Annotated in this window: 19 protein-coding genes; 3 read left to right on the top strand and 16 right to left on the bottom strand. The window is 70.1% G+C overall.

The genetic code is table 11. The features are described 5' to 3' along the window. Positions 1–7: 7 nt before the first annotated feature. The 7 genes from ASC46_RS14760 to ASC46_RS14790 form a co-directional block, all read right to left on the bottom strand. Complete coding sequence (locus tag ASC46_RS14760; protein ID WP_071923622.1) at positions 8–205, bottom strand: twin-arginine translocation signal domain-containing protein; 198 nt, start codon at positions 203–205, stop codon at positions 8–10. 25 nt (positions 206–230) lie between these two features. Further along, positions 231–1,013: a molecular chaperone TorD family protein gene (locus ASC46_RS14765; RefSeq protein ID WP_055460059.1), complete on the bottom strand. Its 783-nt coding sequence runs from the start codon at positions 1,011–1,013 to the stop codon at positions 231–233. A gap of 178 nt (positions 1,014–1,191) precedes the next feature. Beyond that, positions 1,192–1,872: a DUF3306 domain-containing protein gene (locus ASC46_RS14770; RefSeq protein WP_055460060.1), complete on the bottom strand. Its 681-nt coding sequence runs from the start codon at positions 1,870–1,872 to the stop codon at positions 1,192–1,194. Then, on the bottom strand, positions 1,869–2,378 hold the full coding sequence (locus ASC46_RS14775; RefSeq protein WP_055460061.1) for a DUF3305 domain-containing protein: 510 nt from the start codon (positions 2,376–2,378) through the stop codon (positions 1,869–1,871). The genes ASC46_RS14770 and ASC46_RS14775 overlap by 4 nt, the downstream gene beginning before the upstream one ends. Positions 2,379–2,390: 12 nt before the next feature. Further along, positions 2,391–3,413 carry a DUF6352 family protein gene (locus ASC46_RS14780; protein WP_055460062.1) on the bottom strand — a complete coding sequence of 341 codons (1,023 nt, stop codon included), beginning with the start codon at positions 3,411–3,413 and terminating at the stop codon, positions 2,391–2,393. Continuing rightward, positions 3,410–3,943 carry a DUF6505 family protein gene (locus tag ASC46_RS14785; protein ID WP_055460063.1) on the bottom strand — a complete coding sequence of 178 codons (534 nt, stop codon included), beginning with the start codon at positions 3,941–3,943 and terminating at the stop codon, positions 3,410–3,412. The genes ASC46_RS14780 and ASC46_RS14785 overlap by 4 nt, the downstream gene beginning before the upstream one ends. Beyond that, positions 3,940–4,719, bottom strand: coding sequence for a biotin/lipoate--protein ligase family protein (locus ASC46_RS14790; protein WP_245280566.1), 780 nt, complete (start codon positions 4,717–4,719; stop codon positions 3,940–3,942). The genes ASC46_RS14785 and ASC46_RS14790 overlap by 4 nt, the downstream gene beginning before the upstream one ends. 71 nt (positions 4,720–4,790) lie before the next feature. Here ASC46_RS14790 and ASC46_RS14795 point away from each other — a divergent pair, with 71 nt between their 5' ends. Then, positions 4,791–6,869 carry a 4Fe-4S dicluster domain-containing protein gene (locus ASC46_RS14795; RefSeq protein ID WP_245280567.1) on the top strand — a complete coding sequence of 693 codons (2,079 nt, stop codon included), beginning with the start codon at positions 4,791–4,793 and terminating at the stop codon, positions 6,867–6,869. A gap of 6 nt (positions 6,870–6,875) precedes the next feature. Here ASC46_RS14795 and ASC46_RS14800 read toward each other — a convergent pair whose 3' ends face one another. Both ASC46_RS14800 and ASC46_RS14805 read right to left on the bottom strand, forming a co-directional pair. Next, a complete protein-coding gene (locus ASC46_RS14800; protein WP_055460065.1) occupies positions 6,876–7,865 on the bottom strand; it encodes an LLM class flavin-dependent oxidoreductase in 990 nt (329 codons plus the stop codon). A gap of 153 nt (positions 7,866–8,018) precedes the next feature. Continuing rightward, positions 8,019–9,338 (bottom strand): c-type cytochrome, encoded by a 1,320-nt coding sequence (locus ASC46_RS14805; RefSeq protein WP_245280568.1) that lies wholly within the window; start codon positions 9,336–9,338, stop codon positions 8,019–8,021. A 17-nt stretch (positions 9,339–9,355) separates the two neighbouring features. On the opposite strand from ASC46_RS14805, the gene ASC46_RS14810 reads away from it, so the two are divergent. Beyond that, positions 9,356–9,607 (top strand): sulfurtransferase TusA family protein, encoded by a 252-nt coding sequence (locus tag ASC46_RS14810; RefSeq protein ID WP_055460066.1) that lies wholly within the window; start codon positions 9,356–9,358, stop codon positions 9,605–9,607. 14 nt (positions 9,608–9,621) lie between these two features. Here ASC46_RS14810 and ASC46_RS21870 read toward each other — a convergent pair whose 3' ends face one another. The 4 genes from ASC46_RS21870 to ASC46_RS14825 all read right to left on the bottom strand — a co-directional run bounded on the left by ASC46_RS21870 (position 9,622) and on the right by ASC46_RS14825 (position 11,966). Continuing rightward, positions 9,622–9,756 carry a hypothetical protein gene (locus tag ASC46_RS21870; protein ID WP_276200029.1) on the bottom strand — a complete coding sequence of 45 codons (135 nt, stop codon included), beginning with the start codon at positions 9,754–9,756 and terminating at the stop codon, positions 9,622–9,624. 80 nt (positions 9,757–9,836) lie between these two features. Next, positions 9,837–10,469: a molybdenum cofactor guanylyltransferase MobA gene (mobA, locus tag ASC46_RS14815; protein WP_055460067.1), complete on the bottom strand. Its 633-nt coding sequence runs from the start codon at positions 10,467–10,469 to the stop codon at positions 9,837–9,839. After that, the gene (locus tag ASC46_RS14820; RefSeq protein WP_245280569.1) at positions 10,462–11,415 is read right to left on the bottom strand and encodes a formate dehydrogenase accessory sulfurtransferase FdhD; all 954 of its coding nucleotides are present in this window, start codon (positions 11,413–11,415) and stop codon (positions 10,462–10,464) included. The genes mobA and ASC46_RS14820 overlap by 8 nt, the downstream gene beginning before the upstream one ends. Continuing rightward, the gene (locus tag ASC46_RS14825) at positions 11,409–11,966 is read right to left on the bottom strand and encodes a DUF2478 domain-containing protein (RefSeq protein ID WP_055460068.1); all 558 of its coding nucleotides are present in this window, start codon (positions 11,964–11,966) and stop codon (positions 11,409–11,411) included. The genes ASC46_RS14820 and ASC46_RS14825 overlap by 7 nt, the downstream gene beginning before the upstream one ends. Positions 11,967–12,133: 167 nt before the next feature. On the opposite strand from ASC46_RS14825, the gene ASC46_RS14830 reads away from it, so the two are divergent. Beyond that, complete coding sequence (locus ASC46_RS14830; RefSeq protein ID WP_055460069.1) at positions 12,134–12,868, top strand: SIMPL domain-containing protein; 735 nt, start codon at positions 12,134–12,136, stop codon at positions 12,866–12,868. A 76-nt stretch (positions 12,869–12,944) separates the two neighbouring features. Here the strand turns inward: ASC46_RS14830 and ASC46_RS14835 are convergent, their stop codons facing one another. The 3 genes from ASC46_RS14835 to ASC46_RS14845 all read right to left on the bottom strand — a co-directional run bounded on the left by ASC46_RS14835 (position 12,945) and on the right by ASC46_RS14845 (position 18,829). Further along, entirely contained in the window at positions 12,945–14,390 is a 1,446-nt protein-coding gene (locus ASC46_RS14835) for an MATE family efflux transporter (protein ID WP_055460070.1), read from the bottom strand. A 301-nt stretch (positions 14,391–14,691) separates the two neighbouring features. Next, complete coding sequence (cysG, locus tag ASC46_RS14840) at positions 14,692–16,185, bottom strand: siroheme synthase CysG (RefSeq protein WP_055460071.1); 1,494 nt, start codon at positions 16,183–16,185, stop codon at positions 14,692–14,694. Next, positions 16,157–18,829: a nitrate reductase gene (locus tag ASC46_RS14845; RefSeq protein WP_055460072.1), complete on the bottom strand. Its 2,673-nt coding sequence runs from the start codon at positions 18,827–18,829 to the stop codon at positions 16,157–16,159. The genes cysG and ASC46_RS14845 overlap by 29 nt, the downstream gene beginning before the upstream one ends. Positions 18,830–18,833: the final 4 nt, after the last annotated feature.

Here is an 18,833-nt window from a genome sequence, read left to right on the forward strand (position 1 = left end):
CTCCCCCTCAGTACCGGTTGACCCGGTAGAAGTCCTGGACGTGTTCGGTTTCGCGATAGCGCGTCTGGTCGTTGCCGGGAGGCTCGGCCATGGCTTCGGCCTTGTCGGCGACGACCGGTGCGAGCGCTGTCATGGCGGCGCCCGCACCGGCAGCGCCGAGGAAGCTGCGTCGATCGAGGACCTTTTTCTTCTTGTCGTCCTGCATGGCTTCCTCCCCTCGTTCCTTCATGTCAGGCGGGCAGCGCGAAGGCTTCCGCCTCGATCTCCATCATGACGCGCCCGAGCGTGCCCACAGCCCGGTAGAACCGGCCGGCGCGCGAGGTCTCGAGATCCGCGAAGAAGCGCCCGGCCCACGGTTCCACGTGGCGGGCGAAGAACTCCCGTTCGCCGAGGCCGGCGATACCGAAATCGCAGCGGATGAGCCCGGCCATCGTCTCGCAGAGGATGGCGATGTGGTCCTCCGGCTCGGCCACCCGCTCGGCACGCTCGATGCCAAGCCGCGCGAGGTCGCCGCGTAGCACGGCGAGCGGACGCTCGTGCAGGAAGCCGGTGAGGTAATAGGAGGCGTAGGGCAGGATCTCGCCGCGGCCGAGACCGATGAAAAGGTCGAAGAACTCGCGGCTCACGGCTTCGGCGTCCATGCCGGCGGCGGCATCGGCGAGCGCCAGATGCGCCATGCCGATCTCGCTCGCGTCGCCGCGCAGTTGCGCCAGCCGGTCGATGAGGTCCTGCCCCGGCGCGCGCCAGAGCAGCGCCGCGAGCAGCGCATATTCCTCGGCACGGGCCAGATCGATGGGATCGACGTCGGCTGCGGCGGCAGCATCCCGCGGCGGATACATGTCCGGGCGGAGCACGGCACGGTCAACGCCGGTCAGCGCTTCGACGGCAAGGACCCGGTCGGCGGGCACGCGGCGCCAGCCTGAAATTGTCGGCTGGGACACCCCGAGCTGACGGGCGAGCGCACGCACACCCCCCGCTGCTTCGATGGCCTGACTGAGCCCCGCCTCGCGCATTCCCGACCCGTTGCCTCCGTGTCTGAAACGGCAATAGGGCGAGCCTATCACCCCGTTTCCACATTGCAACCATTCCAATGAAATGCTGCAGTGCACCCGCTATGGCTGTAACGGCAGGCGTACGGCGGCGCGTGCCGTCCCCCGCCGCCGAGTCCGCGAAACCCTTGTGACGCCTCGCTCAGACCGGCGTCGCCGAACCCGAACGGCGGCGGGCAGAGGGTGACGGTTTCCCTAAATCTCTATTCAAATCTGTGTGATCTTTGCCCGTCGGCGCGATGGTGGACGGTGCTGGCGAAGGTCCGGGGGGCAACCGGACGGCAGCCGGCGCCTCATCCGGTTCCGGCGCCGGGCCGGGCGCCCGCTCGTCGGCCGGAGGTTCGATTGAGGCGCCGTTCTGCTGCACCCTCTCATCGGCGGGCGGCGGGGCCCCCTCGACGGCGGCGAGGAGGCGCTTGCGCACGGCCTCGCCAATCTCGAGCGGCCCGTAGCCCGGCATGCCGTCGGGAGTGTTCCAGTCCCAGTCGTAGTCCGCGAGACCGACGAAATCGCGGATGCCGGGGTCGCTCACCCACAGGCGGCGCAGCGCCGCCTGGCGCCAAGCCGGCGGCACGTTGCGCTTCAGCCATGGCGTCAGATCCGTCTCCGGGCCGATGCTCTCGATCGGCGGCAGTTCCTCGAGCGGGACAGGCGCATCGTCTACCGGGGAAGCGCTGACCTGCGCCCCTGCCTCGGCCGTCGGTGCGGCAATCTCGTCCGGCGCCTCGGCGGGCACATTCACGGGCACCGTTGCGTCTTCGCTCCGCCGCGCGGCCTCCTTGCGGCGCGACCAGCGGGTGAGGAAGCCTTCGTCGCTGCTCACGGCTCGCCTCCCTCCTTGTCGCGGCCCGGCCGCAGGGCCAAGGCGTCGGGATCGGCCCGATCGCGGCGGCGCTTGATGAAGGCGCGCTCCACATGGTGGTCGGCGACGAAGCGGGCGACGACGCCGGCAACCTCGTCCGGCATCGGCACCACTTCGACAATGTTGTCGCCCGCCTCCGTATAGGCGGCCCCCTCGTTGGGGTCGGCCGTAACGACGAGGATGTCGAGCGGCGGCGTGACGCCTGTGGCATGGGCGGCGATCCACAGCTTCGGCGCCCCGCTTTCGAGATTGTCGCGGTACCCGGCCGTCTCCGCACGATAGAGATCGACGTCGAAGGCGCCGGCGTAGAAGCGCTGCACGCCGGCTTCCTCGCCGAGCAAGGTCCACGGGGCCGCCTCCGGCACGCCGGCGATGACGGCGACCGGCAGCCAGGCATGATCCACCCAGCGGCTCTTCAACGGGCGGCGTTCGACGACGACGCCGACGCTGAATCTCTCATGCGCCATGATCCGGCCTCCTCAATGCACCGGCTGGTCCGCCACGAGCGGCAGGCCGGCAATGAGGTTCTGCGGCTTGAAGCGTAGCAGATTGCTCCGGTCCATCGCCATGATGAGATAGACGGGATGGCCGCGCACTTCCGGCCGCACCGGCACGGACGGGTCGACCGTCAGGCGGAAGAGGGCGAGAACGCGCGACGAAGCCTCCCCCTCCACCGCCTCTCCCCGCCACAGGGCGTTGCCGATGGCGGTGGCCTCGGCATCGAGCCCGATGAACCAGCGCCAGTCTCTGTCCTCGATGCGCTGCACAGGCTCGACCGCTACCGCGTGCCCCAGCGTCTCGCGCAGGAAGGCTTCGATGCAGCGGGCGATGGCCGCGCGGCCCCCGGCTTCGCCGCCAAGGTCGAGCACCATGTCGAAGGCATCGCTACGCTCCTGGTAGCCCGTCTCGCCCGGCTGCAGCACGTCAAGCTCGGTCACCGCCGGCCCGCCGAGCATGGCGAGCAGCGGCGAGGCCTGGCGGTTCTCCTCATGCATCGCGATGGTCTCGGCATCGGCGAGGAGGAGGTGGCCCTCGTGCACGGTCACCTTCTGCGGGCGGAAGAAGATCTCGCCCGCGCGCAGCACCTCGGCATCCTCGCAGCCGTCGAGCGCGGCACGCATCAGCACGTGGACGAGCTGGTTGAGGAAGAGCGGCGGAATGCCGGCGACGCCCTCCCCGATCATGCGCACATAGGCCGCCTGCAGCGTCGGCGCGGCCAGAAGCCGGTCGCGGAAGGAGAGAAACGCCCGCCAGTTGTCGCGCGCATCGGCATCGGCAAGCTGCGCCAGCGTCACGGGCGAGATGGCGGCGAAGGGATCGTCCATCAGCAGGGCATGAAGCGCCCGCTCGGCGGGGCAGGCCTCCTCCGGCGGCATGAGCTCCGGCCGGGCGAGATAGGCCTTCAGGAAGGCATCCGTCACCACGAGGCCGCCGTCCTCGCGCCGGTCGAGCAGCACGTGGCCGCTCGACAGCCAGAAGTCGCGGGTGGCGGCGTCGGTCATGGCTTGTCCTTCATCAGGGCGAGGAGGTCGACCTCCTCTGTCGGCTCGTCGTCGGTCTCGAAGAAGTCGAAGGCGCGGAAGCCCGCGCGCGGCCGGTCGCCACGCGGGGTGAGCGTGCGGTAGCGCTCGCGGATCTCGCCGTTCTCCATCACGCGCTGCAGGGCAAGGAGCGTGCCGACGGCATGGTCGCAGAGCGAGGCGGCGAAGGCGATCTCCTCCCGCGCTGCCGGCAGGGCGGTGGCGACGTCGGGGGCGCCGAGCCGCTCGACGAAGCGTTGTGCCAGAAGTGCCGTGGCCGCCTCGATCTCGTCTTCGCTCGCCTCGCTCACCACCGTGAGGGTGGAAAAGCCGAAGCTGTCGATGCCGAGAAAGCCGGAGCGGAAGGCGACACGCTCCTTCGTCGGCAGCGAGGCGACATCGCTATCGGTGAAGAGAAAGGTGCCGGTCACCGCCCATTCGCCCGGTGCAGCGGCACGGGCGAAGACGAAGGTGTCGGAGGCGTCGAGCCGGATGGTACGCGGCAGCTTCATGACGGACGCCTCCCCTCGGCATCGCGCTCGCCAAGACGCGCGAGCGCTTCGACGAAGAGACGCCGGCGGCGGCCGCGGCCCGTCGTGACGAGCAGATCGCCGTTCACGTCGATGGCAAAAGACGAATCGCCGGAATCGCTTGGCGCCAGACGTTCAACATAATGTAAAATCTGAGAAGCGCCGTGGTCGTCCGAGAAGCCATGCAGATTCGCCATCAAGTGGCGCGCGAAGCTCTCGACGAGGCTTTCGGCATCCCCCTCGAGCCCGCCGACCATATCGATGCCGAGGCTCCCGCTGGTCGCTTCCGGACCGTCGAGCGTCGCGATACGCAGTCGCGCGCCGAAGACGAGCCAGTCCGGCACCGCCGCATCGCGCGCGCCCGCCGGCCAGGCAAGTTGCCCGTCGCCGACGAGCACGCCGTCGAGGCGGATGCCGCCCGGCCAGTCGAAGGTCAGCGGATGCTCCGGCGCGCAATGGGCCGCGACGGCATCGGCGAGCGCATTTATCGCCGGGTAGAAGGCGAGGCGTGCGAGAGCGAGCGGCTCGGCCGGCTCCAGCACCACGGCGCAGTCGACGAGATCGAAGCGGCGCGCCCACACGAGTGTGCCCGCCCCTGCCTCGCTCGCGATCGCCCGGGCGTGGGCGAATGCATCCCTTGCCTCGCGCAGGGTGATGAGCGTGAACGGGGGCGGCAGCACGAGCTCGCGGCGGCCGATTGACGTGATCTTGACCGGAATGGCTTCCTCCCCTTCGCCATTCGATTGGAATTCATCCAATTCGATATAAGCTGACGCGAAATGGTGCGAATGCAAGCGCTGTCGGTATCGGTATCGCGGAGGTGAACGCAATGGCTGAAGGCCCCGGTCGCGGCAAGCGCCCCATCGCCAACGGCCCGGTGGTCGAGGCAAGGCCCGTCGCCTTCGTCTGCTCCTGCGAGGGCACGATGCCGCTGGACGAAAAGCTGCTGACGCGGGCCTGCCCGGGCCATGACATGCGCTTCGCCGACCAGCTGTGCCGGCGCGAGCTGGAGCGGCTCAAGGCCGCGCTCGGCCCGGAGGCGGACATCCTCGTCGGCTGCACCCAGGAGGCGCCGCTTTTCGAGGAGGTAGCGGGCGAGAACGCCCCGGAAGCTAATCTCACCTTCGTCAATCTGCGCGAGAACGCCGGCTGGTCGGCCGAGGCGGATGCGGCAGGCCCCAAGATGGCGGCGCTGATCGCCGCGGCGCGGATCGCGCCGTCGCAGGCGCCGCTGGTGCCCCTGAAGAGCGAGGGCGTCGCCCTCGTCTATGGCCGCGACGAGACGGCGATCGCCCTCGCCGAGCGGCTCAAGGACGTGCTGGACGTCACCGTGCTGCTGACGCGCCCCGGTGATGTGCCGGCGCCGCGCCGGAGCGACTTTCCCGTGCTCAAGGGCACTATCGCCCAGGCGACCGGCTGGCTCGGCGCCTTCGAGCTGACGGTCAACGACTTCGCGCATCCGGCCCCGTCCTCGCGCGCCAGGCTCGCCTTCGGCGCGCCACGCGACGGCGCCCTGTCGCGCTGCGACATCGTCCTCGATGTCAGCGGTGGCGTGCCGCTCTTCCCGGCGGGGGAACTGCGCGCCGGCTACCTGCGCGCCGACCCCGGCGACCCGGCGGCCGTGGCGCGCCTTGCCTTCGAGGCGTCGCAGCTCGTCGGCGAGTTCGACAAGCCGCGCTACGTCACCTTCGATGCGGCGCTGTGCGCCCACTCGCGCTCGAAGAAGACCGGCTGCACGCGCTGCCTCGACCTGTGCCCCACCGGCGCCATCACGCCGGACGGCGACCATGTCGCCATCTCGGCCGAGATCTGCGCCGGTTGCGGCGCCTGCGCCGCCGTCTGCCCGACCGGCGCGGCGACCTATGCCCTGCCGGCGAGCGACACCTTGATGGCACGGCTGCGCGCCCTGCTCCACACCTATGCCGAGGCCGGCGGCGAGCGGGCGGTGGTGCTCTTCCACGACGAGACCCATGGAGCGGAGCTGATCGATGCGCTTGCCCGTTACGGCGAGGGCCTGCCAGCCCATGTCCTGCCGGTTGCCGTAAACGAGGCGACGCAACTCGGGCTCGATGCCTTCGCTGCGGCCCTCGCCTATGGCGCGACGGCGATCCGCGTGCTGACGCGCGCCAAGCCCAAGCACGACACGGGCGGCCTCGTGCGCAACCTTGCCTATATGGACGCCATCGCGGCGCCGCTTGGCTTCGGCGAAGGCTGCGTGGCGACGATCGAGACGGACGACCCCGACCAGCTCGCGGCGGCACTCGCCGGTGTGCCGGTGGCGGGCGTGCCGGAGCGGCGGGCGGCGAAGTTCCTGCCGCTCGGCCAGGGGCGCGAGCTCACCGTGATGGCGCTCAAGGAACTGCGCAATGTCGCGCCGCTTGCCGTCGACGTCCTGCCCCTGCCCGAGCGCGCGCCCTTCGGTACCGTGCATGTCGAGACGGAGGGCTGCACGCTGTGTCATGCCTGTGTCGCCGCCTGTCCGACGGGGGCGCTCGGCGACAATCCCGACAAGCCGATGCTGACCTTCGCCGAGGACCGCTGCGTGCAGTGCGGGCTATGCGCCGCCACCTGCCCGGAGAAGGTCATCACGCTCGAGCCGCGCATCGACTTCGCCGCCTGGGCCGCCCCGCCGGTGACGAAGAAGGAGGAGGAGCCCTTCCACTGCGTCGCCTGCGGCAAGCCCTTCGGCACCCGCTCCACCATCGAGCGGATCGTCTCGCGGCTCGAGGGCCGGCACTGGATGTTCTCGGGCGAGCACGCCCGGCGCATCGCCGTCATCAAGATGTGCGAGGACTGCCGCGTCGAGGCCGTGGTCAACGAGAGCTTCGACCCGCACGATGCTCCCGCCCGGCCGGCGCCGCGCACGAGCGAGGACTACCTGCGCGCGCGGGAGAAGAAGCACCACTGACCGGCGTCAGCGCGGGTCCTGCGCCGCGGCGGCGATGAGCTCGAAGGACCTGAGCCGCGCCGCATGGTCGTAGACGTCGGAGACGACGATCAGTTCGTCGGCGGCGGTCTCGGCGACGAGCGCCGCAATGCCCTCGCGGACGGTCTGCGGCGAGCCGACGATCGAGCGGGCCAGCATGCGCATGGCCTGCGCCTTCTCCATGGGCGTCCAGTAGGTCTCGATGTCGTCGATCGGCGGGCGACTCAGCCCGCGCGCGCCGCGGAAGATGTTGGCGAAGGACATCTGCTGGGTGGTGGCGAGGCGGCGGGCCTCCACATCGCTCGGCGCGGCGATGATGTTGACGCCCACCATGGCATGGGGCCGCGCGAGCTGGGCGGAGGGCTTGAAGCGGGAGCGATAGGCCTCGAGCGCCGGCAGCAGCATCTCGGGCGCGAAATGCGAGGCGAAGGCATAGGGCAGGCCGAGTTCGGCAGCGAGCATCGCGCCGAACATGCTGGAGCCGAGGATCCAGATCGGCACGTTCGATCCCGCCCCCGGCACGGCGCGGATCATCTGGTCCGGCGCGGGCGGACCGAGAAGCGCCTGCAGTTCCACGACATCCTGCGGGAAGGTATCGGCGCTGGCCGGGGAACGGCGCAAGGCGCGCAGGGTGCGCTGGTCAGTGCCCGGCGCCCGGCCGACGCCGAGGTCGATGCGGCCGGGGAACAGGGCCTCGAGCGTGCCGAACTGCTCGGCGATGACGAGCGGCGAATGGTTGGGCAGCATGATGCCGCCTGCACCGACGCGGATGGTGCTGGTGCCGGCGGCGATATGGGCGATGACGACGGAGGTCGCCGCGCTCGCGATGCCCGGCATGTTGTGGTGCTCCGCCACCCAGATGCGGCGGTAGCCGAAGCCCTCCGCGTGGCGCGCAAGGTCGCGGGCGTTGTCGAGCGCGCCGCGCGCATCCGTCTCCTCCGTGATGCGGACGAGATCGAGAATCGAAAGTGCAACCATGTCGTCATCCCCGTCGAGCCGTTGTGCGGGCCAGATGGGGAGCCCGCGGACGAGGCGGAACCGCCAGACGCGCCCGGCCCCGGCGCCGAGCCATGCGCCCGGCGCACCTTTCGGAAGAATAGCGGCGGCAGGTTGCAGCGATGCAACGGGCGTTCAGCGCGGCGCAGTGGCCTTCCTCAGGAAGTCCACCAGCGCCTGTCGGTCTGCCTCGCTCGTCACCCGCTGCTCCGGCATCTTGGTGCCGGGCAGATAGGCATTGGGGCCGATCTCGAAGAGGCGGGCGATGGTCTGGCCCGACCAGACGATGCTCAGGGCCCTGAGTGCCGGCGAATAGTCGTAGCCGGGCGCGGAGGCGATGCGCCGGCCGAAGATGCCGTAGAGCGTCGGGCCGGCCCGGTTGCCGCCGTCCGGGGTCAGCGTGTGGCAGGCGGCGCAGGCGCGGAAGACCTCGGCCCCGCGCTCGCCGGAGAAAGCCGCGAGCGGATCCTCTCCCGCCTGCGGAATGACGGCACCGATATGCTCGCCCGTGCGCGCGTCCCAGCGGCGGACCATCCGGTCGCCGCCGCCCGAAAAGATCTCGCCGCCGTCGGGCGAGAAGGCGAGCGACCACACCGGCAGCCCCGGCCCGACGAGCGTCGCGACCACCGCCCGGGTGCTGCGCTCGATGATGGCGACGTCACCGCGGATGCCACCGGCGGCGACGCGCTTACCGTCCGGCGACAAGGCGAGGGCGATGAGGGGCGTCGGGCCCACCTCGCGCTCGCCGAGCACCTCCCCCGTCGCCGAGACGAAATGCAGCTTGCCGTCGGCCCCCGCGACGACGATCTCGCCATCGGGGGCGACGACGACGCCGTTGAGCGGCGTCGGCAAGGTCACGACGACGGGCGGCCGCGCGGGATCCTGCGGCCACAGGCGCAGCGTCGCGTCATAGCCGGAGGTGACGAGCCCGCCCGCGGGCACGAAGGCGACGCCGTTGACGTTGCCCTGATGGCCCCGGAGGCGCCGCCGCTCCTCGCCCTGCGGCGACCACAGCGCCGCCGTGCCGTCCCAGGCCGCCGACGCGAAGGTGCCGTCCGGGCCGGCCGTGAGCGCGACGATCGGCGCCTCGTGTGCCACGATCACGCGCTCGGGCGTGCGGCCTGCAGCCGGCCAGATCGCGATGCGCCCGTCCTCGCCGCCCGTGGCGAAGCGTCCCTCTCCAAGCGCCACGGCTGCGTTGACCGAGCCGTCGTGGGCGCGCAGCACCGCTTCCGCCACGCCGGAGGCCAGCCGCCAGCGGATGGCCGAGGTATCGAAGCTCCCGGTCAGCGCCACCTCTCCTGCGGGATCGACAGCGATCGCCCGCACCGGGCCGCCGTGGCCGCGCAGTTCCTGCGCCTCGGGGGCACCGGTCAGGGAGAGCGTGAGGAACAGCGCGGCGAGGCCCCGCATTGCCCGGGCGAAGCGGCGCGGTGCATGATCCGGGCGAATCATCGAAGGGACGCCTCCCCATGAGCGACGAGACCAGCCATGATGCAACCGCCGGACAAACGCTCGACCTGCGCGGCCTCAAATGCCCCCTGCCCGCCCTTCACACCCGCAAGGCCCTGCGCAGCCTCAAGGCGGGCATGCTCCTCATCGTCGAATGCACGGATCCGATGGCCGCCATCGACATCCCGAACCTGGTGCGCGAGACGGGAGACATGCTCGAGGCGCAGGAAAGGCGCGGCGACAACCTCCTCTTCTCCATCCGCAAGGCCTAAGAAGCGCGTCCCGCTCAGTGAATGTCACCGAGGCGCACGCCGCTCGTCGTGAAGGCCACGTCCACGGGCTTCTGCAGATCGGACAGGACGAAATCGGCACCCACCGCGACGACGATGGCGACGACCACGGCAACGATGAATGCGCGCATTGCTCCCTCCCCCAATGTCTCCACCCAATCTTCCTGTTCCCTGCATCGCCTGAGGAGGGTGCGTGCGAAAGCGCGCCCCGTCAACTCAGGCGTGCGTGAACGAGGATCGCCTCGGCGGCTTCTAGATCTGCCGGCGCGTTGGCGTTGAAGAAAACGTCGAAGGGCTCCGTCGGCCATTCGGCGACGGCGAGCGGGAAGCGGGCCGTGAAGCGGTCGATCTTGCGCTCGCCCTCGCCAACGAGCGCCCGGCGCAGATCCTCGCGGATGCCGACCGGCCAAAGCCCGACGACCGGATGGGTGCGCCCGCCGGAGGCGGCGCAGGCGAGCATCGCCCCCTCTTCCTGGCGCGCGGCATGGAGGCGCGCGACGAGATCCGGCGGCAGGAACGGCGTGTCCGCGGCGACGCTGACGATCCATTCCACGTCGCGCCGGCGCACCGCCACGTGGTCGAGCACGGCGAGAATACCGGCGAGCGGGCCGGCGAAGCCGGGCACGTCGTCGGGAACGACCGGCAGGCCATAGGGCGCAAAGCGCGCCGGATCGCCATTGGCGTTGATGACCAGCCCGGCGCATTGCGGCGCCATGCGCTCGACGACATGGTCGAGGATCGGACGGCCGCCGACATGGCGCAGCGGCTTGTCGCCCCCGCCCATGCGCCGGGCGAGCCCGCCGGCGAGCAGCGCGCCGATGGTTGGCGGGCAGGTTTCAATCATCTGCGCCTTCCTTGTCGCTTGCTCCCTTGCGCCGATGCTTCGCCGATTCCTCCGCCACATAGGCAAGATCCTGATCGAAGACGATACGCTCGGCACCCGAGAGGACGATGAAACGCTTGCCCCGCGCGCGGCCAACGAGCGTCAGCCCCGCCTTGCGGGCGAGTTCGACGCCCCAGGCGGTGAAGCCGGAGCGCGAGACGAGGACGGGAATGCCCATGCGCACCGTCTTGATGACCATCTCGGAGGTGAGGCGCCCCGTTGTGTAGAAGATCTTGTCCGCCGGATCGATGCCGTGCCGGTGCATGTAGCCGGCAACCTTGTCCACCGCATTGTGGCGGCCGACGTCTTCCATATAGACGAGCGGCCGGTCGCGCTCGCACAGAACGCAGCCGTGTATGGCGCCCGCCGCAAGATAGAGCGAGGGTGTCCGGTTGATCTTGTGGGTGAGCGCGTAGAGCCAGGACGTGCGCAACTCCGCATGCGGCAGGCGGGCCTCGTCGATCACGTCCATCAGGTCGCCGAAGGCGGTGCCCTGGGCGCAGCCGGACGTCAGGGTGCGCTTGCGCAGCTTGTCCTCGTAGTTGGTCTTGCGCTCGGTGCGCACCACGACGACGTCAAGTTCGGCGTCGTAGTCGACATCGGTGACGACGTCGTCCGGCTTCAGCATGTTCTGGTTGAGCAGGTAGCCGACGGCGAGATGCTGCGGATGGTCGCCGATCGTCATCATGGTGACGATCTCCTGCGCGTTGAGATAGAGCGTCAGGGCCCGCTCGGTGACGACGCGGGTCTCGACCGGGACGCCACCCTGGTCGATGCCGGCCACGATGATGCCGAGACGCGGGTCGAGCGGATCGGGCCGCACGAGGTAATCAGCAAGGAAGGCGAGGTCCTCGCTCTCGTCAGCGCGTGACGGCGACGCCAGGCTGCCCGGATGACCGTTTACCATGTGATCCCCCCGGTGATCCTCTCGGCGGCGCGAGCCTCGTCCGCGACCTGCGCGAGGCACCACGCTTCGAGCGCCTCGAGCGACGGCTCGAGAACCTGCCAGTCCTCGCCGGCGAAAGATCGCCAGGCCGGCAGCAGCGCCTCGCCGACCGCCGTGAGCGTCGGCAGGCCGCGACCGACGGCGAGTCCGAATTCGTCGCGCAGACCCCTGCCCTCGGCTTCCGCCTTGCCGAACTTGTTGAGGATGACGAGGTCGACGCGGTCCGACCCGATGGCCGCCGCGGCAAGGCCGGCCGAGGTCGCAAGACCCTGCGCGTCGAGCCGGCAGCCGCGTGCGCCCCGTCCGCGCTGCTCGCTGATGGGGACGAGGCGGCCGGTGGCGAGGTCCTCGAGCGCCATGTGTCCGCAAGCGGTGCAGGCATCGTCCTCGTTGTGCTGCACGAGACCGGCGAGGCGCAGGTCGCGTTGCCGGAGGCGCCGGCTCAGCGCGACGAGCAGGCCGTCGACGAGGTGCTGCGATTGATAGACGACGACGCCGATGGCCGGTTGCATTGGCATACTCCACGGCACCATTCTATTGTGCCGCCCGCCCCGACAATCTAGGCAGTCGGGCGAGGGGAGAAAAGGCTGCCCGTGCCAGCCAGCCGGCCGCGGTCTCATCTCGGTCACAGTTGCATGGTGAAGCAACTGCGCCGATTGATTGCAGGAACCAACGGAAAATGATCGATCTTCGTCGTACCGTCCTCGTCGCCGCCCTTGTCGCGACCGCCGCCACCTCGGCCCCCGCGGCTGAGACGGCTGCCGAGCGCGCGCCAGGACGCATCACCATCGTCGGCGAAGGAACCGTCAATGCGGTCCCCAACATGGCGACGCTCACATCCGGCGTCGTCACTTCGGCGTCGACCGCTCGTGAAGCGCTCGACGCCAATACCGAGGCGATGGCGGGCGTCATCGAGGCCTTCAAGAAGGCCGGCATCGCCGCCAAGGACATCATGACCGACGGCTTCTCGGTGCAGCCGCGCTACGTCTATCCCGAGCCGAAGGACGGTTCGACCCAGCCGCCGCGCATCGATGGCTACGAGGTGCGCAACCAGGTGATCGTGCGTGTGCGCGAGCTCGCCAAGCTCGGCACGGTGCTCGACGCCGCCGTCACCACCGGCGCCAACCAGATGGGCGGGCTCTCCTTCGACGTCGCCGAGCCGGCGGTCCTTATCGACAAGGCGCGTGCCGCCGCCGTGGAGGACGCCAAGCGCAAGGCCGCGCTGTACGTGCAGGCCGCTGGCGCCAAGCTTGGCCGCCTCATCGAGATTGACGAAACCAGCATGCAGATGCCGCCCCGGCCGATGATGATGGCAAGATCGATGGATTTTGCCGAAGCCAAGGCCGTGCCCGTGGAAGCAGGCGAGCAGACGCTGCGCGCCCAGGTGCGGCTTACCTGGGAACTGGCGGATTAAGGGAAGGACACCGATCTTCCGCCATCGCGCCTGCGGATCATGAATGAGGAAGCGGCCGGCCGCCCAGCCGCTTTCTTCATGCGCTGCCGGGCACGCAATCGGCCGGCGCGGCCGCTGGCCGACCAGCATCGAAGGCGAGGAGCCCGAGTCTTTCGCGCCGCAGCCAGCGGACCAGCATGAGAGCGGCCACGACGGCGAGGCCGGCGGCAAGGCCGATCCAGATGCCGACACCGTCGAGGCCGCCGCGGAAGGCGAGCGCGGCGCCGAGCGGCAGGCCTATGCCCCAATAGCCGAGCGCCGCATAGACCATGGGCACGCGGGTGTCCTGCAGGCCGCGCAGCATGCCCGCGCCCACGGCCTGTGCCCCGTCGAAGATCTGGAAGAGACCGGCCAAGGCCAGGAACGAGACGGCCAGCGCGACCACCTCTGTATTCTCCGGCGCCCGGACATCGAGGAAGGCGCTGACGAGCAGCTGCGGCGTCACCAGCATGAAGAAGGCCATCGTCGCCATGAAGGCGATGGCCATGACGAAGCCCGTCCAGCCGGCGACCCGCACGCCCTGCCTGTCCTCGGCGCCGAAGGCGCGGCCGACCCTGACCGTCACCGCCTGCCCGATGCCGAGCGGCACCATGAAGGTGAGCGAGGCAATCTGGATGGCGATGGAATGGGCGGCGAGCGAGGCCGTGCCGATGAGCCCCATGAGGAACACGGCGGCGTTGAAGATGGTGACCTCGAAGGCGAAGGTGGCGCCGATGGGCAGGCCGATGCGCCATATCTCCGTGAAGCGCGACCAGTCCGGCCGCCAGAAGCGGCCGAAGAGGGCATAGCGCCTCAGCCGGCGGTCGAGCGCGATGGCGATGACGAGCCCGGCAAAGAGGAAGAGGCTCGACGCCGTCGTGGCCACGCCGGCGCCCGTCAGCCCCAGAGCGGGGAAGCCGAGATTGCCGAAGATGAGGCACCAGTTGGCGAGGATGTTGAAGAGATTGGCCGCGATGCTGACCGCGAGCGCCCACATGGGCCGCTGCAGCGCCGACAGGAACGAGCGCAGCACGACATAGCCGCAGAACGGCAGCACTGCCCATTGCAGGGCGTGCAGATAGGTGCCGGCGGCCGCCGCAAGGTCCGGCTTCTGCCCCATGGCGAGAAGGATGGCCTCCCCCTGCCAGAGCAGAAGCCAGATCGGCAGAGCGATGGCGGCCGACACCCACAGCCCCTGCCGCACGGTGCGGCGCACCTGCCGCACCTCGTAGGATCGCCGGCCGATCTCGCGCGCGATCATCGGCGCGGTCGCCGTGACGATGCCGATGGCGAAGATGAGCATGGCGAAATAGAGGTTGAAGCCGAGCGCCCCGGCTGCGAGCGACTCGGCCCCCAGCCAGCCGAGCATGATCACGTCCGTCGTGCCCATCGCGGTCTGGGCGAGATTGGTGAGCACGAGCGGCCAAGCCAGCGCCAAGGTGGCGCGCCACTCCTTCGCCCACGCGCTCGGCGCGGCGTTCTCCGCGGTGTCGTTCTGCGTCATGGCGGGCAATCTATAGGTAAAATGCCCGTTCGCCCATGCTGTTGCCGCAAAAGTAGGCAGCGAAAATGGGGGATGGCTTTGATCTTGCTGCAAGGACCCGTGCGTGCCGTCCTCTCCCTCCACGACCTGGTGGGCAAGGCTGGAATGGGGGGCAGTGCCGCCGGCCGGCGGTTCGATCGTGTTTGGCGACTGCGACTGGACGCATCGGGCCAGCGGCATCGCCCCCCACCCTAAACCCCTCCCACCGCAAGCGGGGAAAGGGGAATGGCGCTCCACCACGCTCTCATGCGTTCGCGTGTTCTCAACCGGCTGAAGCCACCGCCGGCCGGTCCTCGCCCAAGGCGGCCGTCCTCGCCTCGGCGAAGACCGCGCCAATCCCGATGACGAGCGGCTGCCTTTCATCCCGCTCGGCCATGCGCGCCGGCAGGTCGGCGAGGCGGCAGCGGCTGAGCACCTCCTCCGGGCGGCCGAGCGCCTCGGCAATCGCCACGGGCGTATCCGCCGCCATGCGATGATCCATGAGCCGGGCCGCAATCTGCGCGGCCGTGCGGCCGCCCATGTAGAAGACGGTGGTGGCGGAAGGATCGGCGATGGCGTGCCAGTCGACGTCCTCCGGCAGGCCGCCGTGGCGCGAATGGCCGGTGACGAAGCGGACGGACTTGGCGTGATCGCGGTGCGTCAGCGACACGCCGAGCGCGGCGGCCATGGCGATGCCGGCGGTGATGCCGGGCACGACGTCGAAGGCGATGCCTTCCCGGCGCAAACTGTCGATCTCCTCCCCCGCCCGGCCGAAGATCATCGGGTCGCCGGACTTGAGGCGCACCACGTGCTTTCCGGCGCGGGCAAGCGTCAGCATCATGGCGTTGATCTCGTCCTGCCTGCAGCTCGGCCGGCCGCCGCGCTTGCCGACGAGGATGCGCTTGGCCTCGCGGCGGGCGAGTTCCAGCACGTCCTCGGAGACGAGATCGTCGAAGAGGATGACGTCGGCCGCCTGCAGGGCGCGCACGGCCTTGATGGTCAGAAGCTCGGCATCGCCGGGGCCCGCACCGACGAAGGTGACGTGACCGCAGCCATGGCGTTCGCCCCGCGCGATGCGGCCCGCCTCGGCCTCCAGCGCGCCGGCGTCGTCGCCTCCGGGTGCCGCGCGGAAGGCACGGTCGACGAAGGCCTCCCAGAAGGCGCGGCGCCGGGCGCCGGGGCCGAGGCGCGCCATCACGCGCTCGCGCATGTCCGCGGCAAGGCGCGCCCAGTCGGCGAGCCAGGCGGGCAGCAGCGCCTCGATGCGCCGGCGCACGGCCTGCCCCAGCACGGGTGCGGCGCCGCTTGTCGAGATACCGACGACAAGCGGGGAGCGGTTGACGATGGTGCCGAACTGGAAGGTGCAGAAGGCCGGCTTGTCGATGACGTTGCACGGCACGCCGGCCCCGAGCGAGGCAGCCCGGAAGGCGGCCGCCTCCGCGTCCCCCTCCGCGTCGGCGACGGCGACCGCGGCGCCGGAGAAGGCCGCCGCCTCCCAACGGGCGTCGTGGTGGACAAGCCGTCCAGGCAGGTCCGCCGTGGCGAGAAGGCGAGAGAACTCCCCGCTCAGCTCTTCGCGCGGAGCATAGACATGCACCTCGGCGCCGGCGGCGACCAGCAGCTCCGTCTTCCAGGCCGCAGCGTCGCCGCCGCCAGCGACGATCGCGCGCTTGCCGGCGAGGTCGAGGAAGACCGGCAGGACGCTGAGCGGTGCGATCCGCGCGGGAGCGCGCTCGCCCGGTGCCCGCTCACTCGGCTGCCTGGAGACGATGCGCATGGATGATGCTCCTGATCTCCGCGCGGCAAGAGCCGCAATTGGTGCCCGCTAGCAGGGCATCGCCCACGGCCTCCACCGTGTGGCAGCCGGCGACGACGGCGCCCGCGATCTGCCTCACGCCGACGCCGAAGCACGAGCAGACGATGGCCCCCTTGTCCTCACCGCCCTTGCCCGGCCGGCCGGCGAGAACGGCGAGGCGCGCCCGCTGGTCGGCATGGGCCTGCGACAGCTGCTCGACGACCCAGTCGCGCGGCACGGCGACCGGCTCGGCTGCGAGATAAAGCGCGCCGATGAGGCGCTCGCCGACGAAGCGCGCAAAACGTCGGCGGGCGGCGACCGCATCCTGGAAGGACAGGGTGTCGGCATCAGGTACCCCGGGCAGGATGGCGTCCGCCACCGCCGGCCAGTCCGCCACAGCGTTGGCGAAGGCGAGTTCAACGCGCCAGCCCCCTTCGCAGCGGGCGATGGCCCAGTAATCGGCGGCAATGCGCTTGGGCTTCCCGGTGAGCACGGCGAAGCCGTAGGCCGCGGCGGTGAAGCGTGCGATGCGGACGGCGACGTGCTTCAGCGCCGGCTGGCCGGAGGTCGAATCGATTATGGGCGGCACGAGGCGATCAACACGGCCGTCGGCGGCGAACTGGTCGGTCCAGTGCATGGGCACGAAGATCGAGCCCTCGCGCTGGCGGCTCGTCAGCAGCGCCCTGACGACGATGGCGCCGCGGGCAGAGGTGACGCGCACGAGATCGGCATCGGCAATGCCGTATGTCGCCGCATCGGTAGGGTGGATCTCGACGAAGGGCTCGGCGAGATGCTGCGAGAGGCGCTGGCTCTTGCCGGTTCGCGTCATCGTGTGCCACTGGTCGCGCACGCGGCCGGTGTTGAGCACGAGGGGGAAGCCTTCGCTCGTCCGCGCGGGCGCCATCGTGGTGACGGGCACGAGCCGGGCCTTGCGATCCGGCGTGAAGAAGCCGCCCTCGGCGAAGAAACGGATGTCATCGGCCGGCGTCTCGCCGGCCCGCGCCGGCCACTGGAACGGCGCGAGCGCATCGAACCCGGCGGCATCGATGCCGGCATGGGCGCCGATGTCGAAGTCGCGCGCGCCATGGTTCTCGAAGGCGGAGAGCGCCGCGTGCTCGGCGAAGATCTCGGCCGGCGAGGCATAGGGAAAGGCCTCGGCAAAACCCATGCGGCGTGCCACTTCCGTGACGATCCACCAGTCGGGCTTCGCCTCCCCCGGCAGCGGCAGGAACGGGCGCTGGCGCGACATGCGGCGCTCGGAATTGGTCACCGTGCCGTCCTTCTCGCCCCAGGCGGCGGCCGGCAGCTTCACATGGGCGTGGCGCAACGTGTCGGTTTCGCCGACCACGTCGGAAACGACGACAAAGGGGCAGGCCCGGATCGCGGTTTCGACCATGTCACCGTCCGGCATGGAATCGACCGGGTTGGTGGCCATGATCCACAGCGCCTTGATGCGCCCGTCAGCGACGGCGCGGAACATGTCGACGGCCTTGAGGCCCGGCGCAGAGGTGATGACCGGCGCCCTCCAGAAGCGCTGCACACGCTCGCGATCGGCCGCATTGTCGATGTCCATATGGGCCGCCAGCATGTTGGCGAGCCCGCCGACCTCACGCCCGCCCATGGCGTTGGGCTGGCCGGTCACGGAGAAGGGCCCCATGCCGGGCCGGCCGATGCGGCCGGTGGCGAGGTGGCAGTTGATGATGGCGCTCACCTTGTCGGTGCCAACCGACGACTGGTTGACGCCCTGGCTGTAGACGGTGACGACCTTCTCCGTCGCCGCGAAGAGCCGGTAGAATTCCGCGATGCTCGCCCGGTCGAGGCCCGTCTCGGCGGCGATGCCGTCCATGTCGAGGCGCCAGGCGGCGGCCAGCGCTTCGGCGAAGCCGGTCGTGTGTTCGGCGATGTAGTTCTCGTCGAGCGCACCCGCCTCGGCGAGATGGGCGAGAAGACCGTTGAAGAGCGCGACATCGCCGTCGGGCGCAATGGCGAGGTGCTGGTCGGCGATATCGGCCGTCATGGTGCGGCGCGGATCGACGACAATGACCTTCATCTCAGGCCGCTCGGCCTTGGCGGCGGCGAGGCGCTGGTACAGCACCGGGTGGCACCAGGCGAGGTTGGAGCCGACGAGGACGACGAGGTCGGCAAGCTCGAGGTCCCGGTAGCTGCCCGGCACCGTGTCGGCGCCGAAGGCGCGGCGGTGGCCCGCGACCGAGGAGGCCATGCACAGGCGCGAGTTGGTGTCGATGTTGGCCGTGCCGATGAAGCCCTTCATCAGCTTGTTGACGACGTAGTAATCCTCGTTCAGGAGCTGGCCCGAGACGTAGAAGGCGACGGAATCCGGTCCGTGCTCGGCGATGGTGCGCGAGAAGGTCTCGGCCACCCGGTCGAGCGCCTCGTCCCACCCGGCCCTGCGGCCGTCGATTTCGGGAAAGAGCAGGCGGCCTTCGAGGTCGACGGTCTCGGCAAGCGCCGAACCCTTGGAGCACAGCCGGCCGAAATTGGCGGGGTGGTCGGGATCGCCGCGGACGGCAAGGGTACCGTCCGCACCGACCGTGGCGAGGATGCCGCAGCCCACCCCGCAATAGGGGCAGGTCGTCTTCGTGATGGTCGGGACGGTTTCCTCCATCGCC

It is taken from the genome of Chelatococcus sambhunathii (assembly GCF_001418005.1).
GTDB lineage: Bacteria > Pseudomonadota > Alphaproteobacteria > Rhizobiales > Beijerinckiaceae > Chelatococcus_A > Chelatococcus_A sambhunathii.

What these genes read in the sequence shown, in the direction of transcription:
- ASC46_RS14760 (WP_071923622.1), bottom strand. Translation starts at nt 205, where the DNA reads ATGCAGGACGACAAGAAGAAAAAGGTCCTCGATCGACGCAGCTTCCTC.
- ASC46_RS14765 (WP_055460059.1), bottom strand. Translation starts at nt 1,013, where the DNA reads ATGCGCGAGGCGGGGCTCAGTCAGGCCATCGAAGCAGCGGGGGGTGTG.
- ASC46_RS14775 (WP_055460061.1), bottom strand. Translation starts at nt 2,378, where the DNA reads ATGGCGCATGAGAGATTCAGCGTCGGCGTCGTCGTCGAACGCCGCCCG.
- ASC46_RS14780 (WP_055460062.1), bottom strand. Translation starts at nt 3,413, where the DNA reads ATGACCGACGCCGCCACCCGCGACTTCTGGCTGTCGAGCGGCCACGTG.
- ASC46_RS14785 (WP_055460063.1), bottom strand. Translation starts at nt 3,943, where the DNA reads ATGAAGCTGCCGCGTACCATCCGGCTCGACGCCTCCGACACCTTCGTC.
- ASC46_RS14795 (WP_245280567.1), top strand. Translation starts at nt 4,791, where the DNA reads ATGGCTGAAGGCCCCGGTCGCGGCAAGCGCCCCATCGCCAACGGCCCG.
- ASC46_RS14800 (WP_055460065.1), bottom strand. Translation starts at nt 7,865, where the DNA reads ATGGTTGCACTTTCGATTCTCGATCTCGTCCGCATCACGGAGGAGACG.
- ASC46_RS14805 (WP_245280568.1), bottom strand. Translation starts at nt 9,338, where the DNA reads ATGATTCGCCCGGATCATGCACCGCGCCGCTTCGCCCGGGCAATGCGG.
- ASC46_RS14810 (WP_055460066.1), top strand. Translation starts at nt 9,356, where the DNA reads ATGAGCGACGAGACCAGCCATGATGCAACCGCCGGACAAACGCTCGAC.
- ASC46_RS21870 (WP_276200029.1), bottom strand. Translation starts at nt 9,756, where the DNA reads ATGCGCGCATTCATCGTTGCCGTGGTCGTCGCCATCGTCGTCGCGGTG.
- mobA (WP_055460067.1), bottom strand. Translation starts at nt 10,469, where the DNA reads ATGATTGAAACCTGCCCGCCAACCATCGGCGCGCTGCTCGCCGGCGGG.
- ASC46_RS14820 (WP_245280569.1), bottom strand. Translation starts at nt 11,415, where the DNA reads ATGGTAAACGGTCATCCGGGCAGCCTGGCGTCGCCGTCACGCGCTGAC.
- ASC46_RS14825 (WP_055460068.1), bottom strand. Translation starts at nt 11,966, where the DNA reads ATGCAACCGGCCATCGGCGTCGTCGTCTATCAATCGCAGCACCTCGTC.
- ASC46_RS14830 (WP_055460069.1), top strand. Translation starts at nt 12,134, where the DNA reads ATGATCGATCTTCGTCGTACCGTCCTCGTCGCCGCCCTTGTCGCGACC.
- ASC46_RS14835 (WP_055460070.1), bottom strand. Translation starts at nt 14,390, where the DNA reads ATGACGCAGAACGACACCGCGGAGAACGCCGCGCCGAGCGCGTGGGCG.
- cysG (WP_055460071.1), bottom strand. Translation starts at nt 16,185, where the DNA reads ATGCGCATCGTCTCCAGGCAGCCGAGTGAGCGGGCACCGGGCGAGCGC.
- ASC46_RS14845 (WP_055460072.1), bottom strand. Translation starts at nt 18,829, where the DNA reads ATGGAGGAAACCGTCCCGACCATCACGAAGACGACCTGCCCCTATTGC.